This window comes from Aeromonas sp. 600276, from assembly GCF_049175815.1.
Taxonomy (GTDB): domain Bacteria; phylum Pseudomonadota; class Gammaproteobacteria; order Enterobacterales; family Aeromonadaceae; genus Aeromonas; species Aeromonas dhakensis.
The window spans coordinates 18,136-36,305 of the sequence record NZ_JAAKVU010000030.1 but is presented as its reverse complement, the minus strand read 5'-3'; the positions used below and the strand labels follow the sequence as shown (position 1 = coordinate 36,305).

The 18,170-nt window shown below is 62.3% G+C and carries 16 protein-coding genes; 7 read left to right on the top strand and 9 right to left on the bottom strand.

Annotation, left to right across the window (positions count from 1 at the left end):
• Positions 1–243: 243 nt before the first annotated feature.
• Both G5134_RS20555 and trxC read right to left on the bottom strand, forming a co-directional pair.
• Positions 244–1,632 (bottom strand): SLC13 family permease, encoded by a 1,389-nt coding sequence (locus G5134_RS20555; protein ID WP_017780199.1) that lies wholly within the window; start codon positions 1,630–1,632, stop codon positions 244–246.
• 154 nt (positions 1,633–1,786) lie between these two features.
• Complete coding sequence (gene trxC / locus G5134_RS20550) at positions 1,787–2,227, bottom strand: thioredoxin TrxC (protein WP_017782654.1); 441 nt, start codon at positions 2,225–2,227, stop codon at positions 1,787–1,789.
• Between the two features lie 155 nt (positions 2,228–2,382).
• On the opposite strand from trxC, the gene G5134_RS20545 reads away from it, so the two are divergent.
• The 4 genes from G5134_RS20545 to G5134_RS20530 all read left to right on the top strand — a co-directional run bounded on the left by G5134_RS20545 (position 2,383) and on the right by G5134_RS20530 (position 9,542).
• Positions 2,383–5,184 (top strand): response regulator, encoded by a 2,802-nt coding sequence (locus tag G5134_RS20545; protein WP_024942616.1) that lies wholly within the window; start codon positions 2,383–2,385, stop codon positions 5,182–5,184.
• Between the two features lie 139 nt (positions 5,185–5,323).
• A complete protein-coding gene (locus tag G5134_RS20540) occupies positions 5,324–7,060 on the top strand; it encodes an ABC transporter transmembrane domain-containing protein (RefSeq protein ID WP_065017699.1) in 1,737 nt (578 codons plus the stop codon).
• A 109-nt stretch (positions 7,061–7,169) separates the two neighbouring features.
• Positions 7,170–8,921: an ABC transporter transmembrane domain-containing protein gene (locus G5134_RS20535; protein WP_421232162.1), complete on the top strand. Its 1,752-nt coding sequence runs from the start codon at positions 7,170–7,172 to the stop codon at positions 8,919–8,921.
• 147 nt (positions 8,922–9,068) lie between these two features.
• Positions 9,069–9,542, top strand: coding sequence for a DUF4442 domain-containing protein (locus G5134_RS20530; protein ID WP_421232161.1), 474 nt, complete (start codon positions 9,069–9,071; stop codon positions 9,540–9,542).
• Positions 9,543–9,587: 45 nt separating this feature from the next.
• On the opposite strand, the gene ybcJ is transcribed toward G5134_RS20530, so the two are convergent.
• The 4 genes from ybcJ to G5134_RS20510 form a co-directional block, all read right to left on the bottom strand.
• Complete coding sequence (ybcJ, locus tag G5134_RS20525) at positions 9,588–9,821, bottom strand: ribosome-associated protein YbcJ (RefSeq protein WP_005300419.1); 234 nt, start codon at positions 9,819–9,821, stop codon at positions 9,588–9,590.
• A 189-nt stretch (positions 9,822–10,010) separates the two neighbouring features.
• Positions 10,011–10,415 carry a MaoC family dehydratase gene (locus G5134_RS20520; protein WP_206219963.1) on the bottom strand — a complete coding sequence of 135 codons (405 nt, stop codon included), beginning with the start codon at positions 10,413–10,415 and terminating at the stop codon, positions 10,011–10,013.
• On the bottom strand, positions 10,412–12,196 hold the full coding sequence (locus G5134_RS20515) for a class I poly(R)-hydroxyalkanoic acid synthase (RefSeq protein ID WP_279450955.1): 1,785 nt from the start codon (positions 12,194–12,196) through the stop codon (positions 10,412–10,414). Before G5134_RS20515 ends, G5134_RS20520 begins: the two co-directional genes overlap by 4 nt.
• Positions 12,197–12,289: 93 nt before the next feature.
• Positions 12,290–12,640 (bottom strand): phasin family protein, encoded by a 351-nt coding sequence (locus G5134_RS20510; protein WP_005300428.1) that lies wholly within the window; start codon positions 12,638–12,640, stop codon positions 12,290–12,292.
• Between the two features lie 315 nt (positions 12,641–12,955).
• Between G5134_RS20510 and G5134_RS20505 the strand changes: the two genes are divergently transcribed.
• The 3 genes from G5134_RS20505 to pdxY all read left to right on the top strand — a co-directional run bounded on the left by G5134_RS20505 (position 12,956) and on the right by pdxY (position 15,635).
• Entirely contained in the window at positions 12,956–13,519 is a 564-nt protein-coding gene (locus tag G5134_RS20505) for a VC2662 family protein (RefSeq protein WP_421232160.1), read from the top strand.
• A gap of 78 nt (positions 13,520–13,597) precedes the next feature.
• Positions 13,598–14,353, top strand: a complete 756-nt coding sequence (locus G5134_RS20500) for a DUF429 domain-containing protein (RefSeq protein ID WP_421232159.1) — start codon at positions 13,598–13,600, stop codon at positions 14,351–14,353.
• Between the two features lie 418 nt (positions 14,354–14,771).
• Positions 14,772–15,635, top strand: coding sequence for a pyridoxal kinase PdxY (gene pdxY / locus G5134_RS20495; protein ID WP_214453830.1), 864 nt, complete (start codon positions 14,772–14,774; stop codon positions 15,633–15,635).
• A 170-nt stretch (positions 15,636–15,805) separates the two neighbouring features.
• Here pdxY and G5134_RS20490 read toward each other — a convergent pair whose 3' ends face one another.
• From G5134_RS20490 to G5134_RS20480, 3 genes are all read right to left on the bottom strand, one after another.
• Positions 15,806–16,138 carry an antibiotic biosynthesis monooxygenase family protein gene (locus G5134_RS20490; protein WP_421232158.1) on the bottom strand — a complete coding sequence of 111 codons (333 nt, stop codon included), beginning with the start codon at positions 16,136–16,138 and terminating at the stop codon, positions 15,806–15,808.
• 116 nt (positions 16,139–16,254) lie between these two features.
• Positions 16,255–17,373 carry a glycerol dehydrogenase gene (locus G5134_RS20485; RefSeq protein ID WP_214453828.1) on the bottom strand — a complete coding sequence of 373 codons (1,119 nt, stop codon included), beginning with the start codon at positions 17,371–17,373 and terminating at the stop codon, positions 16,255–16,257.
• Between the two features lie 238 nt (positions 17,374–17,611).
• Positions 17,612–18,118 carry a GNAT family N-acetyltransferase gene (locus G5134_RS20480; RefSeq protein ID WP_005300445.1) on the bottom strand — a complete coding sequence of 169 codons (507 nt, stop codon included), beginning with the start codon at positions 18,116–18,118 and terminating at the stop codon, positions 17,612–17,614.
• Positions 18,119–18,170: the final 52 nt, after the last annotated feature.

Genomic DNA, 18,170 nt, shown 5'->3' with positions numbered 1-18,170 from the left:
GACTGCCCGACTGCCCGACTGCCCGACTGCCCGACTGCCCGACTGCCCGACTGCCCGACTGCCCGACTGCCCGACTGCCCGACTGTCTGCCCATTGCCACCTCTGCGTGCGGTTCTGGTGTTCGAGGACGTGTGACGTCGAATGAGGGGGTTGAGGCCGGGAGAAAAAGGTGCGCACTCGAGTGTCGGCAGGCAAGAGAGGCAATAAAAAAAGGCCCCGTCAGGGGCCTTGGTATCTGGTTTGTCAGTGCAGTATGTCGCCCATGAAGTAGGCGAGCATGGTCAGAATGACGGTGAAGACCAGGTTCAGCACCAGGCCAGCTCGCATCATCTCACGTTGTTTGATGTAACCGCTGGCGAACACGATGGCATTGGGCGGGGTGGCCACCGGCAGCATGAAGGCGCAGGAGGCGCCGACGGCGATCAGCACGGAGACGACGATGGGGGAGACCCCCAGCGCCTCGGCGACCCCGGCAAACAGCGGCACCAACAGGGCGGCGGTGGCGGTGTTGGAGACCAGTTCGGTCAGGAACACCACGAATGCGGCCAGGCAGAGCAGAATGATGAAGATAGGCATGGTGGCCAGACCGTTGGAGAGGTGTTCCGCCAGGAAGGCGTTGGCGCCGGTCTGCTTCAGGATGGCGCTTAAGGTGAGGCCACCGCCGAACAGCATCAGCACACCCCAGTCGGTGTTCTGGTTGATGTCATCCCAGCTGGCCACCCGGCTGATGGCAATGGCCACGATGGCGCCCATGGCGATCAGGGTATCGAACTGGGGAATGCCCCCCATTGCCTTGGCGATGGGTTGGGAGCCGATCCACAGCAGTACCGTGGTCAGGAAGATGAGCAGAGTGATCTTGCGTTGACCGGTCCACTGGATGGTCACCTGCTCGGTGCTGACCTGATGGGAGAGGTCGGGGCGCGTCACCAGATACAGCAGGCCGATGCCCACCGGCATGAAGATGAGCACCACCGGGATGCCAAACTTCATCCAGTCGGTGAAACCCAGCCCCATCTGGGCGGCCGCGATGGCGTTGGGCGGGCTGCCCACCAGGGTGCCGATGCCGCCGATGCTGGCACTGTAGGCGACCCCCAGCAGGACGAAGACCAGGGTGCGGCGCTCCTTGTGGGCGTCGATGCCTTTGAGCATGCCGAGGGCCAGCGGCATCATCATGGCGGCGGTGGCGGTGTTGCTGATCCACATGGAGAGGGCGGCCGTGATGGTGAAGAGTACGATGGCAGCCCAGCCAAGGTGACCCTTGGCAAGCTGCATCACCTTGGCGGCGATCTGGGTATCCAGCCCTTGTTTGGAGAGGGCTGCAGCCAGTGCGAAGCCGCCGAAGAAGAGAAACAGCACCGGGTTGGCAAAATCCGTCAGGGACTTGCTCATGTCAAACACCCCGAGCAGGGTGGCAAGTACCGGGATGGAGAGGGCCGTGATGGTGATGTTGACTGCTTCGGTCAGCCAGAGAATGGCGATGAAGACCAGTATCCCCAGCCCCTTGTTGACGTTGGGGTCAAACGGCAGCCAGGCGAGCATGGCACAGAGCAGCAGGACATCCAGGATGACGATCCCGGATTTGACGTCCAGCCAGCGTGATGGGGTAGTAGAGGGTACTGCAGATGTGTGCATATCGTTCTCTCGGTTAATTTATGGTTGTTGTTGTGTTGCCGAGATTACATTCATCCCCCCGTTTGAAACAGGGGGATCTGGTCAAAGCATGCCGAGACTCACAGAGTCAAGACAAGTTAAAACATAAATAAAACACAAATTAAACAAATTGGTATCATTTGTGGCTGTTCAGGAAGGAGGCAAGCCACTCCTTGAACAGACTGGGGGGCAGGGAGCCGCTGCGCTGAGCCAGCATCTTGCCCTGCTTGAATACCATCAGGGTGGGGATACTGCGAATGGCGTAGCGGGCCGCAATGGCGGCCTGTTGCTCGGTATCGACCTTGACGAAGCGGATTTTTGGCTCAAGCTCACTGGCAACTTGTTGAAAAACAGGTGAAAATTGAAGGCATGGTCCACACCAGCTGGCCCAGAAGTCGACCACGACCGGGATGTCGGACTGGATCAGGGTATCGAATTGCTGCTCCTGACCGGTGACCGGGGTGGTGGCGAACAGTCCGCTCTTGCAGCGACCACACTTCGCGTTTGAATCCACCTTCTCCTCGGGCAGGCGGTTCCTGGTGAAGCAATGGCTACAATAGGTAGTGATAAATGACATAATTGATTCCTGTATGCATAAGCCCTGCAACATCTTTATTGCACTGTCAGGGCAGAGTAACGGTAACATAGCAGTCAATTATCTTTCACAGCCAGTGATCCCATAGCGACGTGATGTCGGTGGATGCATGGCCATGACATGAGAATCGAGACGGGATGAATAATGTGACACGGGTCAATCGTGTTGTACTTAGCCTGATCATCGTATCGCTGCTGGCGTTTTCCGGCTATTGCTGGCAACTGCTCAGCCAGCAGCAGAAAGCCTCGGAGCTCAGCGTGGCGGCGGAGTTGATCCTCAACCGGGTCAATACCGATACCGTCTATCTGCTGGGGCGCGAGAAGGCCAACGACGGCAATGTACAGCAGCGTCTCAATCAGTTGTCGAGCAACCTCGACAGTTTCGTGCGGCAGGTGCGCAACGACCCCGACTCGGCCGACAATCCCCACTCTCAATCGTTGTTGCACGATATCGACAGCTATCTGCTTGATCTCGCCAAGCTCTACTCCATGGAGATGGCGATCGAGTACATAGAGCAGCCCTTTCAAAAGCAGCTGAACGGCTTGCTGTCAACCCTGCCGGCGGACGCTCCGCTGGCCATCGATCTGACCGAGCTGGCCCAGCTCAGCAATTACCTCAAACGCAGCTGGGACAAGGGCGAGCAACAGCAGTTGCAGGCCCTGCAGCGCCGTCTCAAGACAGCCTATCCCGCTTATCCCGAGGTAGTCGGGTTGGCCCAGCTGAGCGAGGATGTCAGCCATCAGGTCGTGGCGTATCACGTGCTGCGCAACCAGGTCATCGACATGCACGAGCTGGAGGGGCTGTCGCGCTGGAAACAGAGCAAGATGGAACAGGCCTCCTCCCTCAAGAGCCGCTTCTACCTGATGGTGCTGGGGGGCGCCATGCTCTGCTTCGGACTGGTGGCGGTGACCCTGTGGCGGCGGAACCAGAAGTTGAGCGAGCTGTCGCGTCAGACCGGTTTGCTGGCCCAGGCCAAGAGCGACTTTCTGGCCAACATGAGCCACGAGATCCGCACCCCCATGAACGCCATCATCGGCTTCAGCTCGCTGGCACTGCAGACCGAGCTGGATCAACAGCAGCGCGATTATCTCAGCAAGATCAAATCCTCATCGGATACCTTGCTGCTGCTCATCAACGACATTCTGGATCTGACCAAGGTGGAGTCCGGCAAGTTGACGCTGGAGGAGATCGACTTCGATCTCAGCGAGCAGATCGACTCGCTGGCGGGCATGTTCGCCGATCTGGCCGAACGCAAGCATGTCGAGGTCATCATCAACAAGTCGCCGGCGGTGCCCGACTTTCTGCGCGGCGACCCGCTGCGCCTCGGTCAGGTGCTGGTCAATCTGGTCAACAACGCCATCAAGTTTACCGAGCGGGGCGAGGTGGAGGTGTCCATCACCCTGGTCAACCCCCATCCCATGCAGGTGCGTTTCAGCGTGCGCGACACCGGCATCGGCATTGCCGAGGAGAAACAGGCCCAGCTGTTCCAGCCCTTCACCCAGCTGGAAGCGGGCAACACTCGCAAATATGGCGGCTCCGGGCTTGGCCTCAACATCTCCCAGCGGCTGGTGGAGCTGATGGGAGGACGGATCACGGTGCAGAGCAAACCGGGTGCGGGCTCGGTGTTCCAGTTCGAGATCCCCATGACCAAGGCGGTGTATGGCGTCTCCGGACGGCGGGTCTTCTTTGAGAATCAGCCGCTGGTGCTGGTGATGGATGACAACGAGCTGGTGCTTGACCTGGCCAAGGATATCCTGGGCCGGGCAGGGGCCAGGGTGATGGCGGTCAACAGCCTCTCGCGGGCGCGTCAGGTGCTGCGGGAAGAGGGGCAGAACGTCCGGCTGGCCATTCTCGACTGGCGCATGGGGCAGGAGGATGGGCTGGATCTGGCGCTCGAGATGTATCAGCACAGCCAGTGGCGCCGGCTGCCCATCCTGATGACCAGTGCCTGGGCCAAGGAGGGGTTGCACGGGCGGATGGAGAGTATGGGGCTGACCCATTTTCTGCCCAAGCCGATGACCGAAAATGCCCTGCTGGCCAAGGTGGACGAGCTGCTCAACGGCAGTTCACACGATCAGCAGTTCCGCCAGGCCGAGGTGCAGGGCGATCAGCAGCATTTTCGCGAGCTGCTGCAAGGCATCCGGGTGCTGCTGGCGGAGGACAACCGGGTCAACCAGCAGCTCATCATCGAATATCTGCGCCGGGTCGATGCCCTGGTGACCGTGGTGGGCAACGGCCGGGAGGCGGTCGAGCGGGTGGCCGAGCAGCCATTCGACGTGATCCTGATGGACTTGCAGATGCCGGTGCTGGACGGGCTGGATGCCACCCGCCAGATCCGCAAGATGGTCGACAAGCACGATGTGCCCATCATCGCCCTGACGGCCAGCGCCATGCCGGGAGACAGGGAACGCTGCCTCGGCGTGGGGATGAACGGCTACGTTACCAAGCCGGTCAGCAAGCTCGATCTCTACAACAACCTGTTGCAGTGGGTGAAGAGCGCCAGCGGCGAGCGGCTGGTGCCGCTGGAGGTGAAGCCGCCCGACCTGATGGGGGTGCTGGATCTGGAAGATGCCCTCAGACGGCTGGAGCAGGACAAGGAGGCGCTGCAGATCCTGTTCAAGCTGTTCATGTCGGAGCACAAGGACGACCTGTGGGAGATCCGCTCCGCCCTGCGTCGCCAGCAGCCCGACATCGCCTGCCGGTTGCTGCATACCCTCAAGGGGGTTTCCGCCAACATCTCCGCCTCCCGCCTGCAGATCCTCGCCGGCGAGCTGGAGTGGCGACTGCGCCAGCAGGAAGAGCTCACCGAGCAGGATCTGGAGCAGTTGCAGCAGGTCTTCAGTCTGACCCGGGAGGAGGTGTCTCACTTCCTGCTGACCGGAGAGCAGCATGAAGCATCGTATGGTGCCTTTGAACAGCGCGATGATCGTTTGTTGTAACAAGTGAAATAGCAATAATTCTCAAGCCTTCTGCTTCAGGCTATCATGACCTCCTCGTATCGCCCCCAGCCGGGGGCGATTGCATTGGGCTTTCCATGACGGGCGGCAGCCTCGGCTTGCCGCGACAAAGGATATCTACGTGAGCGTATTTGCAAGGCTGGGCTGGTTCTTCAAGGAGCAGTGGCAGCGTTATCTGGTCGCCATCTCGCTGTTGATGATGGTGGCCCTGTTGACCGTGATCCCGCCCAAGGTGGTGGGCTGGGTGGTGGATGGCATCGCCAAAGGGTCGCTGGACAGCGCCACCCTGACCGGTTATCTGGCCGGCTTGTTCGGCCTGGGTCTGCTCATCTATCTGCTGCGCTACGTGTGGCGGGTCATGCTGTTTGGTGCCTCCTACCGGTTGGCCTATGTGCTGCGCAACCGGCTCTTTGGCCACTTCACCCGCATGAGCCCGGATTTTTACCAGCGCCACCGCACCGGCGATCTGATGGCCCACGCCACCAACGACATCCAGGCGGTGGAGATGACCGCCGGGGAAGGGGTGCTGACCCTGGTGGACTCCATGATCGTCGGGATCCTGGTGCTCTCCATCATGTGCAGCCAGTACTCCTGGCAGCTGACCCTGCTCTCCCTGTTGCCGCTGCCGGTGATGGCGTTCTTCATGAACCGCTTCGGCACCCAGATCTACAAGGAGTTCAAGGCGGCGCAGGGGGCCTTCTCCCGGCTCAACAACAAGACCCAGGAGGCGCTCTCCGGCGTGCGGGTGCTCAAGTCCTACGCGGTGGAGTCGCTCGAAGATCGCGGCTTTGCCGAACTGACCCGGGAGGCGGGCGCCTGCAACATGGCGGTGGCCCGTATTGATGCCAAGTTCGACCCCGTGATTTACCTGTGTATCGGCTGCTCCTACTTCCTCGCAGTGGCGGGCGGCAGCGCCCTGGTGCTGCGTGACGAGCTGACCCTGGGGGAGCTCACCAGCTTTACCATGTACCTCGGTCAGCTGATCTGGCCCATGTTCGCCATCGCCTGGCTGTTCAACATCATCGAGCGCGGCAGCGCCGCCTATTCGCGGATCGAGAGCCTGCTGGCCGAGCGCAGCGATATCGAAGAGCCGGCCCATCCGGTGGCGCTGGCCTCGGCCTTTCCGCTGCGTGCCGTGGTGCTCAGCTACCAGCTCGAGCAGCGCACCCTGCTGCGCAATGTGGAGTTCACCCTGCAAGCCGGCGGTATGCTGGGGATCGTCGGGCGCACCGGCGCGGGCAAGAGTTCCCTGCTCAAGCTGTTGATGCGGCTGGCCAACCCCACCGCGGGGGAGATCCGCATGGGGGAGGTGCCCATCTCGCAACTGGCGCTGGGTGAGCTGCGCAGCCAGTTTGCCTATGTGCCGCAGGAGCCGTTCCTCTTCTCCACCACCATCGCCGCCAACATCGCCCTCGGCCGCCCCGATGCGAGCTGGGAGGAGATTGAGCGGGTGGCACGCATCGCCTGCGTGCACGATGACATCAGCCGCTTTCCCAAGGGCTATGAGACCGAAGTGGGGGAGAAGGGGGTGACCCTCTCCGGCGGCCAGAAACAGCGGCTCGCCATCGCCCGCGCCCTGCTGCTGGAGGCGCCGATCCTGGTGCTGGACGATGCCCTCTCGGCGGTGGATGCCCACACCGAGCAGCAGATCCTGCACGCCCTCAAGGCCCACAAACGGACCCTGATCCTGGTCAGCCACCGGATGACGGCGGTGGAGCAGGCTGACGAGATCCTGGTGCTGGAGCAGGGCCATGTCAGTGAGCGGGGTCGCCACGGCACCCTGATGGCCCACAACGGCTGGTATGCGGACATGGTCCGTTATCAGCGTCTCGAGCAAGACGTGGAGGAGAGCCTGTGAGTCCACTCATCAAGCGCGTCTTCACTCGGTGTGGCGCTGAGCCTGAGTGCTGGTATGCCAGCCTGGTGCCTCGTCATCAGCTGCTGAAACAAGACGTGGAGGAGCGCCTGTGAACCCGACCATCAAACGACTGCTGGGGTACTGTGCCCGTTACCCGCGCTGGCTCATTCAGGCCGGGATCTGCCTGCTGCTGGCCACCGGCGCCGAAGTGGCCGGTCCCCTGCTGATCAAGCTGTTCATCGACGACTATCTGGCGCCGCGCCAGCTGGTGTGGCCTGCCATCGCGGCCATTGCCGCCGGTTATCTCGGTCTGCAGGTATTGTCTGCGGCCGGTTTCTACCTGCAGTCCCTGCGCTTCAACCGCATCGCCCAGTCGGTGGTGCAGCGTCTGCGCGAGCAGGTATTTGCCACCGCCATCCGGTTGCCGGCCCGCTACTTTGACCAGCACCGCTCCGGCTCGCTCATCTCCCGCATCACCAACGACACCGAGGCGATCATGAACCTCTATGTGCAGGTGATAGGGCTCTTGGTACAGAAGGTGGTGCTGCTGTGCGGCATCCTCATCTCCATGGCGCTGCTGGATCTGCGGCTGATGCTGGTGTGTGCCTGCCTGCTGCCGGCGGTGGGCGGGGTGATGTGGCTCTATCAGAAACTGAGCGTACCCGTGGTGCGAGCGACCCGCAGCCTGCTCTCCGATATCAACAGCCGCCTCAACGAGTCGCTGCAGGGGATGCCGGTCATTCAGGCCATGGTGCAGGAGCGCCACTTCGCCAACGTCTTTGCCGAGGTGAACCAGCAGCACTGGGCGGCGCGCCTCAAGAGCCTCAAGATCAACGGCATTTTGCTGCGCCCGCTCATCGATCTCTTCTACATGATGGTGCTGATCGGCCTGTTGGCGCTGTTTGCCCGCGAGGGACTGAGTGCGGAGGGCGCCATCCAGGTGGGGGTGCTCTACGCCTTCATCAGCTATCTGGGGCGGATGATCGAGCCGCTCATCGAGATGACCAACCAGCTCAACCAGTTGCAGCAGGCCATGGTGGCCGGGGAGCGGGTCTTTGCCCTGCTCGATGAAGCGCGCGAGAGCACCGCAGGCGAGATGCGCCCACTCAAGGGGCAGGTGAGCTTCGAGCGGGTGAGCTTCTCCTACGATGGCGAGCAGCTGGTGCTGCGGGACGTAAGCTTTACCGCCAAACCGGGCCAGATGCTGGCGCTGGTGGGCCACACCGGCAGCGGCAAGTCCACCATCATCAGCCTGCTGATGGGTTTCTACCCGCTGGATCAGGGCACCGTCCGTTTCGATGATCACCCGATGGCGAGTCTGTCGCTCTCGGCGGTGCGCCGCAGCATCGGGCTGGTGCAGCAGGATCCCTTTATCTTCGTCGGCACCCTGGCCGAAAACCTGCGGCTCGGCCGCGATGGCATCCTTGATGCGCAGCTCTGGCAGGCGCTGACCGAGGTACAGCTGGCCGAGTTCGTGCTGAGCCTGCCGGAGGGGCTGAACACCCTGATGGAGGAGGGGGGCAAGAACCTCTCCGCCGGCCAGCGTCAGCTGCTCTCCTTTGCCCGCGCCCTGGTGGGAGATCCGCGCATCCTCATTCTGGACGAGGCGACCGCCAGCGTGGACTCCCAGACCGAACTGGCCCTCTCTTCGGCGCTGGCGGCGGCGCGCCGTGGCCGCACTACCATCGCCATCGCCCACCGCCTCTCGACCATCGTCGACGCGGACGAGATCCTGCTGCTCTCGCGCGGTCAGGTGAACGAGCGGGGTACCCATGGCGAGCTGATGGCGCTGGGCGGCCACTATGCCCAGCTGTTCGAGATGCAGAGCCAGGGGGCTTGGCTCGAAGAGAAGCGGGCCTGACAGCCACAGGAACGAGCAGAGGGAACCATTGCGGTTCCCTCTTTTTTTGGGCTGGAGAAATGGCGGCAAGCGTGATCCGCGCCCTTGTCGAACGCCAGCCATGCTGGCAACATATTGTTTACATCAACTCATCGGATCAGTTCGCATATGGATTTGCAACGTTTGAAGGCCAACCTGGCGCTGCGGCTCTTTGCCTGGCACTACATTCCCGTTATCGGTTTTTGTGCCCCCGTCATCGAAGAGATGAGCGCCAGGGCGCTGCGCATCCGCATTCCGCTTGGCTGGCGCACCCGCAACCACCTGGGCAGCATGTACTTTGGCGCGCTGGCCACCGGCGCCGATCTGGTGGGCGGTCTGCTGGTGATGGAGAAGGGGCGGCAGCGGCGCAAGAAGGTGCACTTCGCCTTCAAGGATGTGCAGGGGGAGTTTCTGAAGCGGCCCGAGGGGGATGTGCAGTTTGACTGCGCGGCCGGGGAGGAGATCGACGCCATGATCGACGAGTCGCTGGCCAGCGGTCAACGCATCAACCGCCCCATCCAGGTGGTGGCCACCTGTCCGTCACTGAACGGAGATGAGGCGATGGCGCGCTTCGTGCTGACCCTGTCGATCAAGGCCAGCTGAATGCCAAAGGGCGCGTCGGCGCCCTTATTCAAGATTCAAGCGAGGTCAGAGGATCTCGGGGCTGACGCCTTCTTTCACGACTACCTTCATGCCGTTGAAGTTGACTACCTGGCCGGCCACTATCTTGCAGCGCTTGCGGGTCTCCACCTGACCGTTTACCTCCACCAGGCCGTCGGCGATCAGCGCCTTGGCTGCGCCGCCACAATCAGCCCACCCCTGATGCTTGATAAGGTCACACAGGGCAATAAAGGGGTGCCCTTCGAGCAGAAACGTCTCCATGGAAAATCCTCTCGTGGATAAATGGCTGAAACAGCAGGGCGATTATTCTAGGCAGTTCGGGCCGTCAAGGAAAGGGCAAGGGAGGCTGTCTGCGGGCAGTAGTGGCTTGCAAGAGCATTTTGGGGGAACGCGCCATAGCAGTCAGCCCGGCACTGGCCGGGCTGACTGAGATCATGGGGCAAACCGCGTTCAGCCAAACTTCACCACGGCTTCCCCGCTGACGGCGATGGCGCCGGTTGCCGTCAGGATGCGGGTGGCCAGGGTGATGATAGGCTTGTCGCTGCGCAGGGCGATGATCTCCACCTCTGCCGTCACCTCATCCCCCACAAACACCGGCTGCTTGAAGGCGAGGCTTTGACCGAGATAGACGGTGCCCTTGCCCGGTAGCTGCTGGCCCAGCAGCCCCGAGAAGAGGCTGGCCAGCAGCATGCCGTGCACGATGGGGCGCTCGAACGGCGTGGTGGCGGCGAAGGCGGGATCCAGGTGCAGCGGATTGAAATCCTCCGACAGCCCGGCAAAGGCCGCGACCTCTGCCGCCCCAAACCGCTTGGTCAGGCTGGCCTTTTGGCCCATCTCGAAGGGGAGCGTGCTCATGCGGGCTCCTCCTCGGGTGTCGGCGCAAAGACCGGATTGAGCCGTACCTTGACGTAGCCACCGGGGGCCGCCTCCAGTCCTTCGCTCGGGATGCGGGCGGGGATGGGGGCGGGATCCTCTTCCCGGCTCTGGATGAAGGCTGCCATCTGCGGCCACCAGGAACCCGGGGTGTGGGTCGCGCCGGCGAGCCACGCCTCGGGGCTGGCGGCTTCTCCGTCGTTCTGCCAGAAGCCGTACTTGTTGGCATCCGGCGGATTGATGATGCCGGCGATGTGGCCCGATTCGGCCAGGATGAAGCGCTGCTCGCCACCGAACAGCTTCATGCCCTGCCAGGTGCCCTGCCAGAGGGCGATGTGATCGTCCATGGCCGACACCAGCAGCACCGGGGTCTTCACCTTGGCGAGATCGATGCGGGTGTGGCGGATCTTGAGCTCCCCCTTCACCAGCTGATTCTCCAGATAGAGCCGGCGCAGCAGGCTGTTGTGGGTCTTGCCCGCCACGTTGGTGCTGTCGCTGTTCCAGTGCAGCAGATCGAACGCCACCGGGCTCTGCCCCTTGAGGTAGCTGTCGATGTAGTAATTCCAGTAGAGGCTGTTCTCCCGCAGTAGGCTGAAGGAGACCGCCAGCTGGCGCCCATCCATGATGCCCTTGGCCTCGTTCTGGGCTTCCAGCGCCGCAATGATGGGCTCGTGGATAAAGATGCCAAGTTCCCCTGGTTGGGAGAAGTCGAGCAGGGTGGTGAACAGGGTGGCGGAGCGAACCCGCTGCTTCTGGCGCCTAGCGGCCAGCCAGCCCATGGCCAAGGAGAGGGCGGTACCGCCGATGCAGTAGCCGATGCCGTGCACTTCCCGCTCGCCGGTGGCCGCCTCCACGCCATCCAGCGCGGCGATGACGCCGTCCACCACGTAGTCGTCGAGATCGATGTCGGCCTGGGCCGGACCCGGGTTGCGCCAGGAGATCATGAACACCGTCTGGCCCTGGGCAACCAGCCAGGCCACCAGGGAGTTCTGGGGCCGCATGTCCATGATGTAGTACTTGTTGATGAAGGGCGGCACGATCAGCACCGGCGTCCTGGTCACCGTCTCCGTGGTCGGGCTGTACTGGATGAGCTCATACAGCTCGGTGCGTTGCACCACCCGGCCCGGGGTCAGTGCGAGATCACGGCCCAGCTCGAAGGCGGATTCGTCGGTCAGGCGGATGTTGAGGTGATCGGCGCTGCGCTCCAGATCTTCGGCCAGCAAGGTCAGCCCGCGCACCAGGTTCTGGCCGTCTGACTCCAGGGTGAGCTTGAGAAGCTCCGGGTTGGTAGCCAGAAAGTTGCTGGGGGCCATGGCGTTGATGTACTGGCGGGTAAAGAAACGCAGTCGCTCCCGGCTCTTCTGGGGCACCCCTTCGAGGGCATCCACCGAGTCCAGCAGGTGTCTGGCGGTCAGCAGATAGGATTGCTTGAGGTAGTCATAAATGGGCTGCTCGCTCCAGGCATCGGCCTTGAAGCGGCGATCGCTGCGCTCCGGGGCGATGACCGGCTCGCTCTGCTGGCCTGCGCTCTTGAGCAGGGTGTGTTGCATCAGCTTGAGCTGATCCTGCCACCAGTTCATCTGGGCATTGATCAGTTGCCAGGGCTGCTGGCTGCCCTGTTCCAGCACCTGGCCGAGATCGTCGAGATTGGTTTGCAGCAGGGCCTGGGCGGTACGCTCGGTCTGCGCCTTGGCCATGTCCAGCAGCTTGTCGTTGTAGTGGGCCAGGGCCTCGAACAGCGGGCCGTAAGATGATTGGCTCATGTTCTCTCCTTCACCCATCCCCGGCGCAGGGCGAGCCTGTCGTGACGGAGCATGGGGAGATGTGGCTGCCCGCAACGGGCAGCCAGGGGGATATCAGGCCTTGCCCGTGCTCTTTTTGATGCCGTCGGCAGTCAGGGCATCCAGATCGTCCTTGAACTGCTGGCCGAGGGCGTTGAGCTTCTGGATGTCGTCCAGCATCTGGCGGGAGAGCTGGCTGGCGGTCTCCAGCTGGACGGTGCCGAGGGCCGCCAGGCTCTGGGCATCCTGCACCTTGCCGGCAGCCTGCAGCTGGTTCAGCCCCAGCTCGGCATAGGCGTTGGCGGAGGCCAGCTGCAGCCGGGTCAGCTGTTCGATGTTGCTGGCCAGCAGCTGGTTGTAACGGGTGAGGGGGGCAGCAAAGCCTTGCATCTGCTCGGTAAAGGTCTTGATTACGTCCATATTCATCGCGCGTCTCCGTGGTTGGCAGAAGGTATTGCAAAAGGGCCTATGGCCCGGGTTGGGTTACAACTGTGCGACTACATCCTCAAGTCGTTGCGTATCGCTTGCTCTGTTCAAACGTACGTTTAAGCATTGTGTTATCAAATGAGGCTTGATGTAAATAATATAAATGTTAATTTTTGGCGAAATGTTGACTCTGGTCTGTCCAGTCTGATTGGCCGGATTCAGACGAGGGGTGACGCAGCCAGCTCGCTTCGGCCTCGTTAGCGGGCCACAGGGCTGGTAGGCTGATGCACTCCCTGAGCCTCGAGGAATGCACCGATGAAACCTGCCCGCCTGTTGCTTGCCCTGGGGTCTGTTGCCCTTGGCGGCGTTGCCCACGCCAGTACCCCAGTCCAGCTCTCCCTGCCCGGCGTCAATCTGCCCGCGTCTCATCAGGTCGAGGGGGCGAGAGCCTCTGTTCTCTATGGTCGCACCGGTCAGGTAAAGGGGATCGATCTGCCCGTCATCGCCCTCTCCGACGTGGATCAATTCACCGGTCTGCAGCTTGGCGTTTTTTTCGGTGCCGGCCGGGTACGCCACCAGTTTGGCGGGGTGGCGATCAACGCACTCAACTGGCACGAGGGTCAGGACAAGGGGGTCAACCTTGGCTTCGTCAACCTGACCAACAATGTGCAGGGTCTCAACTGGGGGGCCGTCAATATCGCCAAGGGCAATGCCCTGGCCAACGTTGGCTTCGTCAACTATGCCGAGCGCACCACTTTCCAGCTGGGCTTCATCAATGCCACCAAGCACCTGGACGGTCTGCAGATCGGCCTCGCCAACTACGCCGAGAACGGGGTTTTCCCCATCTTGCCGCTGATCAATTTCAAGAAATCCTTCTAAGCCGCGCCGCCAGCCTTGCTTTAGGGGCGCCAGCCATTACCCTGTGCAGCATTGATAGCGTGCAGAGGTGACACTGGCATGACAATGGAACACATGGATGCCATCGGCATCGGCTGGGACGTAAGAGGCTGGCAGGGCAGTGCCCAGGCCGTGGCCGTGGTGGGGTGGCAGGCGCGTGAACAGCGGCTGCACTGGTTTGGCGTATCGCCCCTGTTTCGGCTGAGCTCGAGGGTTGCGCCGGATCTGGATGCCTTGCTGCGCCCGGCGCTGCACGACGAGATCCACCTGCTGCAGGTGCTGGCCTGCCCGCAGCTGGCGCTGGGGATCGACGCGCCGCTGGCGTTTCCTCGCGCCTTGGGCGAACTGCTGTCGGGGAGGGCGACCGAGTGCGCCGTGCCTCAGCGCGAGATAGACAACCCTTATGCCTACCGGGACTGTGAGCGCTGGCTCCATGAGCAATACGGCAAGAAACCCCTCTCGGCCACCTTCGACAGGCTCGGCAACAACGCGACCCTGGCGCTGGCCATGTTGCCCCGATTGGCCGACTTGCAACTGGTGCCCAAGCAGCAGGCTGAGGCCGATCGCGCCGTGCTGGAGGTCTATCCCGCGCTTGCCAAGACGGGGGGCAAGGCATCGGCGGTGCGCGCCGAGCTGCTGCCGCATCTGCCGGCCGATGTGACGGCGGGAACCGATCGCTACGATGCCGCCATCTGCGCCCTGATGGCGCTGCAATACGCCGCCAAGGGGAGCGTCTCCCTGTTGCCGGCACTGGTGGCGCCGCCCGCCGAGATGGCTTTGGACGAGGGCTGGGTCTACCACTTCGCTCGCCCCTGATAAACCGGATCGGGCCGACCAGCCCGATCCTGCCTTTGGTCGGCCCGAGATCTCATCCCTTGTGCCGATGCCGTTGCCGCCTTCAATACAGAGCCTTGCAGCCTTGTTGAGGCCAGGGTTGCATCCGGTCATCTGCCTGTTCGCATGCCATCGCACGGTTCAACAAAAAGAGCGGATTTATTAAGCTTATATGCCATCAAGCAAGAATGTTTCATCACCATTTGAAACCACACCGGTAGCATCCGCTGTCTCGGGCTTTAGCATGGCAGTAAAGAGGGGGAGGGATGTGGGTGACAACGCGTGTCTCCTCGAGGCTTTAGCAGATCAAATAAGGGTTTGTGCTGATCAAGGGTGGAAGTTCAATATCTTCATCCGATATATTGCGCCTTTCCCCTGACTCTTCTCTGCGGTGATGTCGATGAAACGCATTCTCTCTATCCAGTCCCACGTGGTGTTCGGCTGTGCCGGCAACAGCGCTGCCGTATTCCCCATGCGCCGTCTAGGTATGGAGGTATGGCCCATCAACACGGTGCAGTTCTCCAACCATACCCAATATGCGGCCGGTTGGCAGGGGATGGCCATGCCTGCAGGGCATATCAGCGCCCTGTGCATGGGGCTCTCGGACATCGGTGTGCTGGGACACTGCGATGCGGTGCTGAGTGGTTATCTCGGCTCGGCGGAGCAGGGAGACGAGATCCTGACGGTGGTGGCCGCGGTCAAGGCCGCCAATCCTGCCGCCATCTATTTTTGCGATCCCGTGATGGGCCACCCGGAGAAAGGGTGCATAGTCGCCCCTGGGGTGACCCGCTTTTTGACCGAGAAGGCGCTGCCGGTGGCTGATGTCATGGCCCCCAATCTGCTGGAGCTGGAGACCCTGTGCGACGTCCATCTGACCGATCTGGCGCAGACCCGGGCCGCGGCCCATCAGCTGCTGGCTCGCGGGGTGAAGATGGTGCTGGTCAAGCACCTTGGGCGAGCCGCCCGCGAGCCGGGCCGCTTCGAGATGCTGCTGGCTACCCCCGAGGGGGATTATCTGATTGCTCGTCCGCTCTACGAGTTTGCCCGCCAGCCGGTGGGCGTGGGGGATCTTATCAGCGCGCTGATGCTGGCCAATCTGCAGGCGGGTTACGATGCCGTCAGCGCGTTCGAGCGCACCAATGCGGCAGTGGATACGGTACTGCTGCACACCTGGCAGGCCGATGCCTATGAGTTGCAGCTGATTGCAGCCCAGGAGGCCTTTGCCGCCCCCTTGATCAAGGCGCGGGCCGAGCGGCTGGCCTGATCTTCCCATCGGGGGCCTAGTCTGGGCGCGGATGATCCGCGCTCAGCACAGCCTCCTGATCACCCTCATCACTTCTCTCTCAGTTAACAGCCCATCCCCGGTGCCGCTTAGGTGATGGCACACCAAACGATGCCATGCCGCCACCTTGTTCCTGACGCCAGGCATCCGGTTCAGCTCTGACCGTGTGCCTGTTCCCGCAGTTCTTCCTCATCCAGCGTGACCTGTCGGTAGTGCTCGACCGTGGGGAAGGGATCGTAGAAGTGATGGAGCAGGGCCTTCCACTGCTGGTATTGGGGTGAGCCACGAAAGCCCTGGGTGTGATCTTCGAGGCGCTGCCAGTTGACCAGCAGCAGATAGCGGTGAGGATAGGTCAGCGAGCGCTGGAGCTGGTGTCCGCTATAGCCCGGCATGGTGCTGATGATGCGTTGGGCCTGCGAAAATGCCAGCTCGAAGGCGGCAGCCTGACCAGGGATGACCTGCAGATGGGCGACTTCCAATATCATGGTGACTCCTTGTCCCAAGGGGAAAGGGGCCATTGCAGCAGGTCGGATGGGGAATGACAAGGCCGGCCACTGGGGCCGACCTTGCCGGTTTGATCACGATGTTACTTGAGTGCCGGTCAGGTGCGTGGGTGACGGGCCCGGTAGCGCTCGGCCATGGCATTGGCCGCGATCATGGCGTGGTATACATCCTGCTCGTTGACGCTCATCGGCATGTTGCCCATGGTGTCGAGGGGATCGCAGGCAAGCTTGGCCACCTGACGCCACTCGCTCTCCACAAACTGGCTCAGCCCCATCTCTTGCAGGGTCATGGGCAGGCCGGCCAGCTGGATGATGCGCATCACCTCGTCGAGCTCGGCCTGGGGGGCGCGCTCGAGCACCAGCTGGGTGAGCAGGCCGAACACCACTTTCTCACCATGCTGGGCCCGGTGCAGAGCTGGCACCACCGACATGCCGTTGTTGACCGCATGGGCAGCCGCCAGGCCGCCCGCCTCGGCGCCTACGCCACTCAGATAGATGGTGGCCTCGATGGTCTGCTCCAGCGCCGGGGTGGTGACATGGTGGCGCACCGCGTCCATCGCCAGCTCGATGTTCTCCCCCAGCAGTTCATAGCAGAGCCGGGCCAGCCCGAGGCCGGTGCGGGAGGGGCGCTTGCCCACCAGATTGATGCCGTCGGCCCGGTAACAGGCGCGGGCCTCGAAATAGGTGGCGAGTGCATCGCCCACGCCGGCGGCGAAGAAGCGGGCGGGGGCCGCCGCTATGATGGCGGTGTCAGCGATCACCACGTCCGGGTTCTGGGGCAGGAACAGATAGCGCTCGAACTCGCCGGCCGGGTTGTAGATCACCGCGAGGGCGGTGCAGGGGGCATCGGTGGAGGCGATGGTGGGAAACAGCACCACCGGGCGGCGCAGATAGAAGGCCACCGCCTTGGCGACGTCCAGGGTCTTGCCGCCACCGATGCCGACGATGACGTTGGCCCCCTGTTGTTCGGCCAGATCGCACAGGCGGCGGATCTCGATGTCGGTACACTCGTAGTTGAACTTCTCGACCGCACCCTTCAGGCCGGCCTGCAGCAGGCCGGCCAGCGCCTCTTCCCGTACCCGCTCCAGAATGAATTCGTCGCTGACGAGCAGGGCATTGTCGCCGAAATCTTTTACATGATCATGGAGTTGGGGCAGCAGATCGTGGCCGATGATGAACTTTTTGGGGGAGGTGACGGTACGAGGCAGGATAGACATGCAGTATTCCTCAAGGCAGTGAGCGGTACTCGGTTGGTATGCAAACGGGTCTTTCTGCCACACCATACGCCTCGTCTGGCGTGAGGTGAAGGAGAAATGACGCTCAAATGGGGCTGCAGTTGGAACAGAATTAATCCATCTGGCCTGTTTGATTGTTTTTGAAGGGCAAGGTGTAGGGCAACGCAACGCGCCCTCCATGGGGAGGGCGCGGCGGTTCAGTGGAGGTATGGTGCGCGGCTCAAAGTTGCTTGTAGAAGAAGAGGGTGGCCGCCAGGGTGCCGTCGGCACTGCGGGCAAAGGCGGGGATCTGGCCCGCCTCCTGGTAGCCCAGCTGGCGATAGAGGCGGGAGGCGGCATCGCCCACCCGGGTGTCGAGCACCAGCAGGCTACGGCCGGCCTCTCTGGCCCCTTGCTCCATGCTGGCCATCAGGGCACGGCCGACCCCCTTGCCACGGTGGAGACTGTGCACCATCAGTTTTTCCACCTCGGCGCGGTGACGGCCATTGGCCTTGGTGCACAGCGAGAGCTGGAGGGCACCGACCAGCTGGTGTTGCTCAAAAGCGACCCAGAGCCGGCGGCTGCCCGCGGCCAGCTCCGTCTCTATGCCCTGCCAATAGACGAGCCCCTGCTCTTCGGTCAGCGGCGGCAGGAAGCCCACCGAGGCGCCACTGGCCACGCTGTCTTGCAGCAAAGTGATAAGGGCAGGCTTGATGCCCTGGGTGGTATCAACCTCAACTATGTCCATCAGGAGTCCTTGTCAACGAAGTTCACGCCGTCGGCCCGGTCTGCCACGGCGC

Coding starts and splice junctions, on each gene's coding strand:
- G5134_RS20530 (WP_421232161.1), top strand. CDS start 9,069: ATGGATTTGCAACGTTTGAAGGCCAACCTGGCGCTGCGGCTCTTTGCC.
- ybcJ (WP_005300419.1), bottom strand. CDS start 9,821: ATGGAGACGTTTCTGCTCGAAGGGCACCCCTTTATTGCCCTGTGTGAC.
- G5134_RS20520 (WP_206219963.1), bottom strand. CDS start 10,415: ATGAGCACGCTCCCCTTCGAGATGGGCCAAAAGGCCAGCCTGACCAAG.
- G5134_RS20490 (WP_421232158.1), bottom strand. CDS start 16,138: ATGATATTGGAAGTCGCCCATCTGCAGGTCATCCCTGGTCAGGCTGCC.
- trxC (WP_017782654.1), bottom strand. CDS start 2,227: ATGTCATTTATCACTACCTATTGTAGCCATTGCTTCACCAGGAACCGC.
- pdxY (WP_214453830.1), top strand. CDS start 14,772: ATGAAACGCATTCTCTCTATCCAGTCCCACGTGGTGTTCGGCTGTGCC.
- G5134_RS20505 (WP_421232160.1), top strand. CDS start 12,956: ATGAAACCTGCCCGCCTGTTGCTTGCCCTGGGGTCTGTTGCCCTTGGC.
- G5134_RS20545 (WP_024942616.1), top strand. CDS start 2,383: ATGAATAATGTGACACGGGTCAATCGTGTTGTACTTAGCCTGATCATC.
- G5134_RS20515 (WP_279450955.1), bottom strand. CDS start 12,196: ATGAGCCAATCATCTTACGGCCCGCTGTTCGAGGCCCTGGCCCACTAC.
- G5134_RS20480 (WP_005300445.1), bottom strand. CDS start 18,118: ATGGACATAGTTGAGGTTGATACCACCCAGGGCATCAAGCCTGCCCTT.
- G5134_RS20500 (WP_421232159.1), top strand. CDS start 13,598: ATGACAATGGAACACATGGATGCCATCGGCATCGGCTGGGACGTAAGA.
- G5134_RS20510 (WP_005300428.1), bottom strand. CDS start 12,640: ATGAATATGGACGTAATCAAGACCTTTACCGAGCAGATGCAAGGCTTT.
- G5134_RS20555 (WP_017780199.1), bottom strand. CDS start 1,632: ATGCACACATCTGCAGTACCCTCTACTACCCCATCACGCTGGCTGGAC.
- G5134_RS20485 (WP_214453828.1), bottom strand. CDS start 17,373: ATGTCTATCCTGCCTCGTACCGTCACCTCCCCCAAAAAGTTCATCATC.